Source organism: Xenorhabdus bharatensis (assembly GCF_037996705.1).
Lineage (GTDB): Bacteria > Pseudomonadota > Gammaproteobacteria > Enterobacterales > Enterobacteriaceae > Xenorhabdus > Xenorhabdus bharatensis.
Genome location: NZ_JBBMXG010000002.1, coordinates 339,714 through 352,419, shown reverse-complemented (window position 1 = coordinate 352,419; position 12,706 = coordinate 339,714). Strand labels below are relative to the sequence as shown.

Sequence of the window (12,706 nt, the reverse complement as noted above, 5' to 3'; positions counted from 1 at the left end):
TACCTTTTAGTTGTCAACTGGACTTTATTGAGTAATCACAATATTTTCTTGTGCTGGATCGACATGTTGCATGTGAAATTTTTCAGTCGCTATAGATTCGATCCGACTGTGGTCACCCAATGCATTTTCTTCAAGGAGCAAGTTACGCCATTCAATATCCTGAGCATCAATCTGAATTGCCTGGCGCTCTTTCTCCGCAGTCAATAAGCGGGTCTGATGGGTGACCGTCACTACACTGATAGCTGAAACCACAACAGCCACCAGTAAAATCAGTGGGATTTTGGCATTTCGGAACAAATCCCGGCCAATAACACCCACTAATCCATGACGTTCACCTGCCACTATTCACCTGCCTTCTCATCACCTGCTTTTTCAGCAAATCGCAATACCGAACTTCTTGCTCTCGGATTGGTTGCCACTTCATCCTCTGAGGGTTTCAGCCTGCCAATTGATTTCAGACTACGTCCCCCCAATGCCCTCAGTTGTACTTCGGTAAGCGGCAGACCTGCCGGCACCTTAGGCCCTTGACTATGTTGCTGGATAAAGCGTTTCACGATGCGATCTTCCAACGAGTGGAAACTGATGACTGATAATCGCCCTTGTGGTGCTAAAACTTGCAATGCACCGTCCAATGCACGTTCTATTTCTTCCAGTTCACTGTTAATGTAGATTCTGATAGCCTGAAAACTGCGTGTCGCAGGATGCTTATGTTTCTCCTTAATTGGACTTGCCTTCGCAATTAACTCTGCCAATTCTCTGGTTCGCGTAATCGGTTCTTCCTGATTGCGAGCAACAATGGCTCTTGCAATTCGTTTGGCAAAACGTTCTTCACCAAACGTTTTCAGTACCCACGCGATATCATCTGCTTCAGCCTTCATCAGCCACTCTGCGGCTGATTGCCCTCGGGTTGTATCCATCCGCATATCCAGTGGCCCGTCACGCATAAATGAGAAACCACGTTCAGGATCATCCAGTTGCGGTGAAGACACGCCTAAATCCAACAGTACACCATCAATCTTTCCAGCCAGACCTGCATCTTTTACATAAGTAGCCAAATCTGAAAATGGCCCATGTGTAATGGAAAAACGCGGGTCAGTAATCGCCTTTGATGCTTCAATAGCCTGCGGATCGCGATCAATTGCCATCAAACGACCATTCGGCCCTAATTTTGATAAAATCAGGCGAGAGTGCCCCCCTCGCCCGAATGTTCCATCAATATAAATTCCATCTTCCCGGATATTCAGTCCATTGACAGCTTCATCCAGTAATACACTGGTATGCTTAAAATGACCATTTGCCATGTTTATAGTGATAAATCCTGTAGCCTTGCTGATAAAGGTTCTTGTGTAGATTGTTCAGCAGCGATGTCACTTTGTACTTGCTGATACCAGACCTGCTCATCCCACAATTCAAATTTATTAAATTGCCCAACCAGCATGACCTCTTTTGTTAGCCCTGCATGCTGACGCAATGTATGGGCTAACAAAAGACGTCCTGCACTGTCCATTTGGCATTCACTAGCGTGTCCTAATAACAAACGTTGAACACGACGTTCGGCTGGGTTCATGCTGGATAAGCGAGATAATTTTTCTTCGATGATTTCCCATTCGGGTAATGTATAAAGCAACAGACACGGCTGGTGAAGATCAATAGTACAAACCATTTGACCTTTTGATTCCGTATTCAGCGTTTCCCTATATCGGGCGGGTACAGTAAGTCGCCCTTTAGTATCGAGATTAACCAGCGTTGCTCCACGAAACATACTCAGGTTACCCCTTGATGGCCGAAATCTCCACATTATCCCACAAATCACCACAATTAAGAGTTTACGGATGGTATGAAAACCTTGTCAAGCCAGAGCCAGTATGCTTTAGCTAGATTTACAGAAAGATTTAAGAGAGAAAAAGAAGGATTTCTTAGATTTGACAATATTATTGTCGGCTAACACCATGATAAAACTGAATTATTTATGAAGAACACCAAGCCTAACCTGAAAAATTTTTTTTAGGATAAATAATTATCACTTAAATTAATTTATGCAATCCATATCTCATTATTGCACAATTGTTAATCAATCGTAATCTATCAATAATAAAAATATACTCAGATTAAAATAGTATAAAAAGTAATAATAAACTGAAATAAAGCAGAACAAAAAAACCTGCAATTATTTGAATACAAAGTATATAACCAAATAACTCCTAAAAAAGAAATAACTTGCATTTATAATATATTTATTGAGCAAAGATATCGTTTCTTTCACCTTCAATAGCCTATTTGCCATTTTTTCACGCGTAGGTTTTCGTTCAGAAAAATTTTAGTCGGAATAATCTCAAAATTAAATCAACGAACCTATTTGAATGATTTTTGCAGCATCTATTGCACCCTCACCTGAAATGAGGGTACATCAATCAGTCTTTACGACTCAGGCTTCCCCGACGACATAAATGACGGCGCATACGGGTTATTCCCGGTTCCGGCCTCTGTTTTTCATCAAGGCTAGCCAATACCAGTGATAAAGCCTGTTCAGCAACTTCACGATGACGCTGTGCTACCGATAAGACCGGGCACTCAAGAAAATCAAGCAACTCATGATCACCAAAGGTTGCTATGACTAACTGTTCAGGCAACCGCCCACTGCGTTTCAGGATGGTATCCATCACTCCCTGAAGCAAGGCAAATGAAGTCGTGTAAAGTATCTGAGGCAAAGGATTTTTTTCCAGCCATGAAGCAAAAACGTCAGCCGCTGCTTCACGTTCATAGCTGTTCGCGTAGAGATAGTTCACCTGACGCGGATCACTTTCCCACGCTTCGCGGAACCCCTGCTCACGTAAAAAACTGACGGATAATTCAGGCAATGCACCCAAATAAAGAACAGATTCTGAAGGGAACTGGCGTAATTCCTGTGCCAGCATTTTCGCATCTTCAAGATCGTCCCCGACAACACTGACAAAGTGTTCGCTGTCCAATGCGCGATCCAGCGCAATAATAGGCAGGGAGCGATTCGCCCAGCGCTGGTAGAATGGATGCTCAGGAGGCAGAGCAGTGGAAACAATAATTGCATCTACTTGCCGTTGCAAAAGATGCTCAACACAACGCATTTCGTTATCTGGCTGGTCTTCAGAGCAGGCTATCAATAACTGGTATCCACGCTGCCGTGCCTGACGTTCAAGATAGTTGGCAATACGGGTATAGCTCGTATTCTCCAAATCCGGTATGACTAAACCAATGGAACGGGTACGTCCTGCCCGTAGACCGGCAGCAACAGCATTAGGGTGATAGTTATGTTCTCTGACCACCGCCATCACTTTTTCTACTGTTTTATCGCTGACCCGGTACTGTTTAGCTTTACCATTGATAACATAACTGGCCGTAGTACGTGAAACACCTGCTAAGCGGGCGATCTCATCCAGTTTCACATTAACCCCTCAGTAATATGATAGAAAAAGCCCTACGTTACAGTAGGGCCCGGTAATTATCTGTATATTAACCCGCAGATTGCGAATTTTCATCGCATAATTTTTTCTCCGCGCGCAACACCTACAATGCCTGAACGAGCCACTTCCACGATCTCCGCGACTTCCCGCACCGCATCAAGAAAAGCATCCAGCTTTTCGCTCGTGCCCACCAACTGAACAGTGTACAGTGACGAAGTCACATCAACGATCTGCCCACGGAAAATATCAGTGCTGCGTTTAATTTCTTCACGCCCGTATCCACTGGCCTGCAATTTCACCAGCATGATTTCACGCTCAACATGAGCACCGGCGGTTAATTCATTGACCCGCAGAACATCCACGAGTTTATGCAGCTGTTTTTCTATCTGCTCCAATACCTTTGCATCACCTTTAGTCTGAATGGTCATGCGTGACAGTGTCGGGTCTTCCGTTGGTGCCACTGTCAGACTTTCAATATTATAACCCCGTTGGGAAAACAGACCCACCACGCGAGACAACGCTCCCGATTCGTTTTCAAGTAATACAGACAAAATCCGGCGCATGATCAGGTCCTCTCTGTTTTGCTTAACCACATCTCATCCATTGCTCCTCCACGGATCTGCATTGGATAAACGTGTTCTGTTTCATCAACGGTAACATCAACAAAAACCAGACGCTGGTTTTCTGTTACTTCACGCAAAGCCTGAGCCAGTTTGCTTTCCAGCTCATCATAATGCTGGATGGAGACACCAATATGCCCGTAAGCTTCTGCCAGCCTGACAAAATCAGGCAGTGACTCCATGTAGGACTGAGAATGGCGACCTGCGTAAATGATATCCTGTATCTGTTTCACCATGCCTAAGAAACGGTTGTTCAGGTTCAGTACCAGAACGGGTAAGCCATACTGTAATGCGGTGGACAACTCCTGAATATTCATCTGAATACTGCCATCGCCGGTCACACATATGACCGTTGCTTCCGGGTTTGCCAGCTTAACGCCCAGAGCCGCAGGCAGACCAAAGCCCATAGTGCCCAGACCACCAGAGTTAATCCAGCGCCTTGGCTTATCAAATGGATAATGTAATGCAGCAAACATCTGATGCTGACCCACATCGGATGCAATATACGCATCTCCTTTGGTCAAATGATAAAGTGCTTCAATGACTGCCTGTGGTTTTATTTTCGGACTGGTGCGATCATAATCAAGGCATTTGCGATTACGCCACTGTTCAACAGATAACCACCAATCTTTTATTGCATCAGGGTCCTGAAGGCTTTCCGTAGTGTTCAACAGCTCCACCATCTGGCCGAGTACCTGTTTCGCATCACCAACAATCGGAATATCAGCAGTCACCGTTTTAGAAATAGATGTTGGATCAATATCAATATGTAATACCGTCGCTTGCGGGCAATATTTTGCTAAATTATTGGTCGTGCGATCATCAAAACGCACCCCTACAGCAAGAATAATATCGGCATTATGCATCGCTTTATTGGCTTCAAACGTGCCATGCATCCCCAGCATGCCCAGACTCTGCTGATGCGTAGCAGGAAAAGCACCAAGCCCCATCAACGAGCTGGTCACGGGAAGACGAAGAGATTCCGCCAGTTTCAGCAATTCTGCTGAACAATCCGAATTAATCGCACCGCCTCCCACATAAAGCACCGGTTTTTTCGCTTCCTGTAATGCTTTCAGTGCTCGCTTAATCTGCCCCTTATGCCCCTGAATCGTTGGATTGTAGGAACGCATATTGATTTTTTCTGGATAAATATAGGGAAATTTCAGCGCTGGATTAACGGTATCTTTAGGAAAATCAATAACAACAGGACCCGGACGGCCACTTGCCGCTAAATAAAAGGCTTTTTTGATTATATTTGGAATATCTTCCGCTTTCTTCACCAGAAAGCTATGTTTGACGATAGGACGGGAGATCCCCACCATATCACATTCCTGAAAAGCATCGTTACCGATCAAAGAACTGGCCACCTGACCAGACAACACCACCATTGGGATCGAATCCATATACGCCGTTGCAATTCCGGTTATTGCGTTGGTTGCGCCCGGCCCTGAAGTGACCAGAACAACCCCCGTTTGCCCTGTTGAACGCGTATACCCGTCCGCCATATGAACAGCGCCCTGTTCGTGACGAACCAGAATATGTTCTATTCCGCCAATCGTATGTAAGGCATCATAAATATCCAGGACGGCCCCTCCCGGATAACCGAATACATGCTCAACGCCCTGATCGATTAACGATCTGACGACCATTTCGGCTCCTGACAACATCTCCATTGAGTTTGCCTCCAGGCTCTGTTTGCAAGTTAATGTCAGGATTTCATAAGGCCATCATGAGAGTGGCCTTATTTATCCCATTCTATTTATTCGCAGTGATTATTAGATTAGCATTCGTAATGACACGCATTTCATTAATACACTAAGCCATTAACATAACGTCAGATCTCAAGGTTATCAAACAACAATTCACATATTGAAAACATTTTTTTAATGAAAATGTTTCCGTTGTTCTCAGTTAAACCAAAGTAAGAGCGTGATTATTCAGTGATGATTCAATCCCGATACATGGATTCTATTTCACTCTGATAACGTTGAGAAATCACCTTACGCCGTAATTTCAGCGTCGGAGTCAATTCGCCTTTTTCCATAGAAAAGGCCTCCGGTAACAAAGTAAAGCGTTTTACCTGATGGAATTTGGCGATATTTTTCTGTAATTCTTTCAGGCGTTGTTCAAATAATCCGATAACCTGATGATTACGCAGTAATTCCAAACGACTCTGATAATGAATATTTATCGATTTTGCGTAATCCTCCAGCGCTTCATAGCTGGGAACAATCAACGCTGAAACAAACTGACGAGCATCGGCAATCACAGCAATATGCTCAATAAAACGATCCTGCCCCAGTGCTCCTTCAATTAATTGCGGAGCAATGTATTTTCCGGTTGATGTTTTCATTAAATCTTTCAGGCGTTCTGTAATGAACAGGTTCCCGGTATCATCCAGCCCTCCGGCATCCCCAGTCCGCAACCAGCCATCTTCGGTAAAGGCGTGAACCGTATCTTCCGGCCGATTGTAATACCCTTTCATGACGATAGGGCCACGTACCTGAATTTCACCCTCTGCGCTGATACGAACATCCACTCCGGGCAACGGAGTCCCAATTGAACCCAACAGATAATCTTTCTCTTCCCAGCAGGAAACTGTGGCGCAGGTTTCTGTCATTCCATAGCCATATTTGATATTAAGACCCACGGACAGGAAGAAACGCATAATGGAATCTTCAAGGCGTGCTCCGGCTACCGGCAGAAAACGGATCCGCCCGCCTAATAGCTGGCGGAGTTTGTTCAGCACCAAACGATCAGCCAGTTTTTCACCACATAAAGAAAACAGGCAGCCCTTTTTACCGTTTAATTGATTTAACCAACGGCGTTCGCCCTGTTTAATCGCCCACTGGAAAATCATTCTGCGCCAGAATGGAGCGCGGGAAACTTTCTCAAGAATTGCACTATGGATTTTTTCATAAAGACGAGGAACGGAGCACATCACTGTCGGACGCACATCAACCATCGCCTCCCGAACAAAATTGGTGTCGGTCAGATAGACATTTAAGGCGCCGGTATGCATGACGTAATAACTCCATGCTCGCTCAAAAATATGGGATAACGGCAGAAAACTGAGCGATACATCCTGTTCAGTCAGCGTTAGGCGCTTATCATGCAGATAAAGCTGGGCGGCGATATTCTGGTAATCCAGCATGACACCTTTTGGCTCCCCGGTTGTACCGGAGGTATAAATCAGCGTAAAAAGATCATGCAAATCCAACTCGGCAATGCGGCTATCAAGTTCAGCCTGATGCTGTGACCTGTCAGCCGCAATAAATGCCGATAAATACAATGCTTGTGGACATTCTTTCAAATCGACAGATTCATCCAGAACAACCAGATGATTAAGCTGCGTGCAAAGCGCTAACAGTGTCAACGCGATATCGTATTGCTCCTGCCCTCCCACAAATAATATCCGTACTCCCGCATCATTCAGAATAAATGCCGCCTGATCACGGCTACTTGTCGCATAAAGCGGTACTGTGACGGCCCGTAACTGCAAAATAGCCAGATCCGATAATGACCATGCCATTGAGTTATCGGCAAAAATACCGACTTTTTCCTGAATTCCCACCTCAAGTGACAGCAGGGATCTTGCGATGGATTTCGTTTGACTATCAACATCCTGCCAGCTCATTTCAAGCTGTTCTGATGCTGACCATTGGCGAAATGCAATCTTTTCAGGGTATTTGCTGACTTGCTGTTGTAATCGCGTGATCAAGTGATAGGAGTGGAGAGAATTTGTTACCACAATATATTCCTGTTCTAAATCTTTGGTTCATCACATTCAGCAAGAAAACGGCCTAATTCTCAGCTTACATGTGTTAGCTATTTCCGCGCAGTCTACCCATTCCTGGTGAAAGGGGGAAGCGTATTTTTAATAAGACAGGCCTCCCTAAAAAGAGGAAGGCCTGCTACCGTAATACGGTTCGAAATAGATTGGCTATATAACTTAAAAGATAACGACAGGTGTATATACCGTTTTATTACCGCTCGCCAAGGCAACTCAGTAATGATTTCATCCACTGATGTCCTTTATCTCTGTTCATCGAAGCATGCCATATTAAATAACACGGACGGGAAACACGGTTATTAGGTAATGATACAGCGCGGATATTTAACTGCCCGGAATAGTGCTCAACCATCCATTTAGGCGCGATAGCAACCAGATAAGTCTGAGATACGATATTAAGAACACTATTTAAATCAGTTCCCTGATAAGAGATAGAATCTATTAGTTCACTGTTTTCATAGTAAGGTTTGCTGAATGAATCTGAATTATCTAATGCTACAATTGCATGCCTCTCATCCTGCAATTGCTGCTGACTGATGCAGTCCCCAATTCGGGGATGACTTTGAGAAACAGCCAGAACCAATTCATCATCAAATAATGGAAGATGCTGAAAATCAGGATGTTCAAATTGGGTATAACTGATAACAAACTCGATTTCTTGATATTTTAATTTCTTCTCAATATTGTCGTTTATTTGAGTTTTAATCACGACATCGATATTGGGAGAATGCCTCTTTATTTCACCAACAATTTGAGCAGCTAAACGAATATCAAGTGGACTACAAATAGAAAGATTAAATGTTCTTACACTATTATCGGGATCAAACCCTGCTCCGGGTAACTCATTATGTACAATCTGAAGTGCCTGTCTGAGTGGCCCGAAAAGTTGTTTTGCCCTCGCCGTTGGCTGAATACCACGCCCATGCCGCACAAATAATTCATCATCAAACATCGTTTTTAATCGAGCTACTGCGTTACTGACTGCCGGTTGTGACATACCTAATGCCTGAGCTGCACGTGTAATATTCTGTACTTGCATAACAGCATCAAAAACAGTCAGCAAATTGAGATCTACACTACGTAATTGAACTTCACATGGTTCTTTTTTTCCTGTGTTTACCAGGTTGCATCCAGCCATTATTTAATTTCACTCCACTATATTTATTGCGGCGATCTTATTATTAATAAATGAATATAGACTGCCTTACCATGTAAGTTTCAACATTTTAAAGAGCCACTTCAAATAATAAGATCATTTATCTCAATCTATGATAATTTAATTGAGATCCTTCCTTGTATAAAGACAATTATATATTATTAAAAATAATCAAAAATAAATTATTAACCCATAACTCTGAATTAGAATAATCCTTGTGAATTTATATATATAAATTTTCAGCAGGATTAAATTGTTATGTTAACTATGGTTGGTCATTTTCCAACGCATAGAGGCACAATTTATTCATATGATGAATAAATTATTTTTGTTAATATATTTATAATTAATGTGATTATTGATTAGTAAGCTAAGAACACCATAGTGAGTATTCATTCTATCCCTGTCCCGTTAATAAACATCTTTGTAACATTATAAGCATTATATTTATTATCCATTAGGGCCGGATTTTACTTCATATATAGATATGAAAAATAGATAAAAACATCGTTAAAAATGTAAAAAATAGTCACTCTTGCTATGATGAGGTCAAAAAAAAACCTATTAATGCACATTATTCATTCCCGGACTAAATTTGTACTGCTTGACAATGTTTTTCAGATGACGTATCAATAATTATATCGAAACGGTAATACTCAATTAACAGATTTTCAAAGGTTGACTTACATGATTCACAATATCCGTCTACTAAGCCTACTACTAAACGCCTTTAATGTGCGCGGTATGCTGGTAGATTGAATTCAGAGTTAATCTTTACCAGAGATAAAAACCCGCGCTAACGCGGGTTTTTTTATACCTGCTCGGCGCCCTAAAAACTAAAACATCACAACCCATTGACAGGAACACAACTATGAGCCAGCAAGTGATTATTTTCGATACTACATTACGAGATGGTGAACAGGCGTTACAAGCCAGCCTGAGTGTCAAAGAAAAACTGCAAATCGCGTATGCACTGGAAAGACTGGGCGTTGATATCATTGAAGCCGGTTTCCCTGTATCTTCCCCCGGCGATTTTGAATCAGTCCGGACTATCGCTCGCGAGATCAAAAACAGCCGTATCTGTGCCCTGTCCCGTTGTGTTGATAATGATATTGATGTTTCGGCAGAAGCCCTGAGTGTTGCAGAAGCTTTCCGCCTGCATATGGTGTTGGCGACTTCCAACCTGCATGTTGAGCATAAATTAAAAAAAGGATTTGATGATATCGTCGAAATGGCGGTTCGCTCCATCAAACGGGCGCGCAGGTATACTGATGACGTGGAATTCTCCTGTGAAGATGCCGGACGCTCTGATATTGATAACTTGTGCCGCATCGTCGAGCAGGCCATAAAAGCAGGCGCAACGACCATCAATATTCCTGATACCGTCGGTTATACAACTCCCTACCAATTTGGCGGTATTATTAAGACCTTATTTAATCGCGTACCTAATATTGATAAAGCGATCATTTCTGTTCATTGTCATGACGATTTGGGGATGTCAGTCGCTAACTCCATTACCGCCGTCCAAGCAGGCGCCAGACAAGTTGAAGGAACCATTAACGGGCTGGGCGAGCGAGCCGGAAACTGTTCACTGGAAGAAGTGATTATGGCGATAAAAACCCGCCAGCAAATGTTAGGGGTTCATACCAATATTAACCATAAAGAAATTTATCGCACCAGCCAGTTAGTCAGTCAAATTTGTAATACTCCGATCCCGGCTCATAAAGCTGTTGTAGGCAGCAATGCTTTCGCTCATTCATCCGGTATTCATCAGGATGGTGTTCTGAAAAATCGTGAAACCTACGAAATCATGACGCCGGATTCCATCGGCCTGAAAGATACCCAACTGAATCTGACTTCCCGCTCTGGCCGCTCTGCCGTAAAACATCGCATGACTGAAATGGGCTATCAGGAGAAAGATTATGATCTGGATGCCCTGTATGAAGCCTTCTTGAAACTGGCTGATAAAAAAGGTCAGGTCTTTGATTACGATCTGGAAGCACTGGTGTTCATTAACCAGCAACAGCAGGAAGATGAGCACTATCGTCTGGATTATTTCAGTATTCAGTCCGGAACCAGCATAGTATCAACAGCAACAGTACGTCTGGCCTGTGGCGATGAAATTAAATCTGAAGCCGCAACCGGAAACGGGACTGTCGATGCTATCTATCAAGCAATGAACCGGATTACGGGCTATCCAATAAAATTACTTTCCTATCAATTATCCGGCAAAGGGCATGGGAAGGATGCGCTTGGTCAGGTCAATATTATCGTAGAATGCTTTGGTCGCCGTTTTCACGGCGTGGGGTTAGAGACAGACGTGATTGAGTCTTCTGCTAAAGCAATGATCCACGCGCTGAACAATATCTGGCAGGCGGAACAGGTCAAGAAAGAAAAACAACGCATACAAGACAATATTTCCAAAAGCACAACAAAGGAAACTGAATAACAATGTCTACCCACTCTATCGCAAAACAGCAGGAACCTGTTCACGATCACACAATTCATTATCATATTGCAGTGTTACCCGGTGATGGTATTGGCCCTGAAGTCATGAAGCAAGCCTATAAAGTACTGGATGCTATTCGTCATCGTTTTTCTATTCGCATCACAACCAGTGAATACGATGTTGGCGGAATTGCCATTGATCGGCATGGCTGCCCTTTACCTGAAGCCACTGTGGCTGGTTGTGAAAAAGCGGATGCCATTCTATTTGGCTCTGTCGGTGGCCCTAAATGGGAGCATTTACCCCCGGCCAGTCAACCAGAACGCGGGGCATTATTGCCACTGCGCAAGCACTTCAAACTATTCAGTAACCTACGTCCGGCCCATTTATATACCAGTCTGGCGTCTTTTTGCCCGCTGCGTCATGATATTGCGGAAAAAGGTTTTGATATTTTATGCGTCCGTGAACTGACTGGCGGGATTTATTTCGGTCAGCCCAAAGGACGGGAAGGAGAAGGAAGATACGAACGCGCTTTCGACACGGAAATCTACCATCGGTTTGAAATAGAAAGAATTGCCCGTATTGCTTTCGAATCAGCCCGCAAACGTCGGCATAAAGTGACTTCGATTGATAAAGCCAATGTTTTGCAAAGTTCTGTTCTGTGGCGTGAAATTGTCAATGAAATTGCGAAAGAATATCCTGACGTTGAAATTAATCACATGTATATCGACAACGCCACGATGCAGCTCATCAAAGCACCTTCTCAGTTTGATGTACTGCTTTGTTCTAATCTCTTTGGTGATATTTTGTCTGATGAATGTGCCATGATCACCGGCTCAATGGGTATGCTGCCGTCTGCCAGCCTGAATGAAAAAGGCTTTGGTTTATATGAACCTGCCGGGGGTTCTGCTCCCGATATCGCAGGGAAAAATATTGCCAATCCAATCGCCCAGATCTTATCCACCGCCCTCTTGCTGCGTTACAGCATTAAACGGGATGATGTCGCAGATGCCATTGAAATAGCGGTCAATACTGCACTGGAACAGGGTTATAGAACCATTGACTTAGCAGGTAACGGAAAAGCGATCAGCACTGATGAAATGGGTGATATTATTGCCAGAAATATCATCGAACAAAATTAAACTGGTATAAAAGAAAATAGGCCAGTAAGTCGCCTTACTGGCTGGTAAAAATACCATTACTCAAAAAATCGGGAGTCAGTAAGTGATAACTTTCCACTTATAAATGACTTTA

Annotated in this window: 10 protein-coding genes; 2 read left to right on the top strand and 8 right to left on the bottom strand. The window is 43.3% G+C overall.

Features of this window, described 5'->3' with window-relative positions; genetic code table 11:
* Positions 1-24: 24 nt before the first annotated feature.
* From ftsL to leuO, 8 genes are all read right to left on the bottom strand, one after another.
* Positions 25-345, bottom strand: a complete 321-nt coding sequence (gene ftsL, locus AAC855_RS03510) for a cell division protein FtsL (protein WP_099109915.1) — start codon at positions 343-345, stop codon at positions 25-27.
* Positions 342-1,301 (bottom strand): 16S rRNA (cytosine(1402)-N(4))-methyltransferase RsmH, encoded by a 960-nt coding sequence (gene rsmH, locus AAC855_RS03505; protein WP_340608222.1) that lies wholly within the window; start codon positions 1,299-1,301, stop codon positions 342-344. The genes ftsL and rsmH overlap by 4 nt, the downstream gene beginning before the upstream one ends.
* Before the next feature lie 2 nt (positions 1,302-1,303).
* On the bottom strand, positions 1,304-1,762 hold the full coding sequence (mraZ, locus tag AAC855_RS03500) for a division/cell wall cluster transcriptional repressor MraZ (protein ID WP_086955542.1): 459 nt from the start codon (positions 1,760-1,762) through the stop codon (positions 1,304-1,306).
* A 649-nt stretch (positions 1,763-2,411) separates the two neighbouring features.
* On the bottom strand, positions 2,412-3,419 hold the full coding sequence (gene cra / locus AAC855_RS03495; RefSeq protein WP_340608221.1) for a catabolite repressor/activator: 1,008 nt from the start codon (positions 3,417-3,419) through the stop codon (positions 2,412-2,414).
* An 89-nt stretch (positions 3,420-3,508) separates the two neighbouring features.
* Positions 3,509-4,003, bottom strand: a complete 495-nt coding sequence (gene ilvN / locus AAC855_RS03490; protein WP_086956589.1) for an acetolactate synthase small subunit — start codon at positions 4,001-4,003, stop codon at positions 3,509-3,511.
* Positions 4,003-5,730, bottom strand: coding sequence for an acetolactate synthase 3 large subunit (gene ilvI, locus AAC855_RS03485; protein WP_340608220.1), 1,728 nt, complete (start codon positions 5,728-5,730; stop codon positions 4,003-4,005). Before ilvI ends, ilvN begins: the two co-directional genes overlap by 1 nt.
* A gap of 275 nt (positions 5,731-6,005) precedes the next feature.
* Entirely contained in the window at positions 6,006-7,808 is a 1,803-nt protein-coding gene (locus AAC855_RS03480; protein WP_340608219.1) for an AMP-dependent synthetase/ligase, read from the bottom strand.
* Between the two features lie 235 nt (positions 7,809-8,043).
* Positions 8,044-8,988, bottom strand: a complete 945-nt coding sequence (gene leuO / locus AAC855_RS03475) for a transcriptional regulator LeuO (RefSeq protein ID WP_340608218.1) — start codon at positions 8,986-8,988, stop codon at positions 8,044-8,046.
* Positions 8,989-9,877: 889 nt separating this feature from the next.
* On the opposite strand from leuO, the gene leuA reads away from it, so the two are divergent.
* Entirely contained in the window at positions 9,878-11,455 is a 1,578-nt protein-coding gene (leuA, locus tag AAC855_RS03470) for a 2-isopropylmalate synthase (RefSeq protein WP_340608217.1), read from the top strand.
* A 2-nt stretch (positions 11,456-11,457) separates the two neighbouring features.
* Positions 11,458-12,594, top strand: coding sequence for a 3-isopropylmalate dehydrogenase (gene leuB, locus AAC855_RS03465; RefSeq protein ID WP_340608216.1), 1,137 nt, complete (start codon positions 11,458-11,460; stop codon positions 12,592-12,594).
* The last annotated feature ends 112 nt before the right edge of the window (positions 12,595-12,706 follow it).

Bases quoted from the DNA above. Each gene is read 5' to 3' on its own strand.
- rsmH (WP_340608222.1), bottom strand. From the start codon at position 1,301: ATGGCAAATGGTCATTTTAAGCATACCAGTGTATTACTGGATGAAGCT.
- leuA (WP_340608217.1), top strand. From the start codon at position 9,878: ATGAGCCAGCAAGTGATTATTTTCGATACTACATTACGAGATGGTGAA.
- ilvI (WP_340608220.1), bottom strand. From the start codon at position 5,730: ATGGAGATGTTGTCAGGAGCCGAAATGGTCGTCAGATCGTTAATCGAT.
- leuB (WP_340608216.1), top strand. From the start codon at position 11,458: ATGTCTACCCACTCTATCGCAAAACAGCAGGAACCTGTTCACGATCAC.
- mraZ (WP_086955542.1), bottom strand. From the start codon at position 1,762: ATGTTTCGTGGAGCAACGCTGGTTAATCTCGATACTAAAGGGCGACTT.
- leuO (WP_340608218.1), bottom strand. From the start codon at position 8,988: ATGGCTGGATGCAACCTGGTAAACACAGGAAAAAAAGAACCATGTGAA.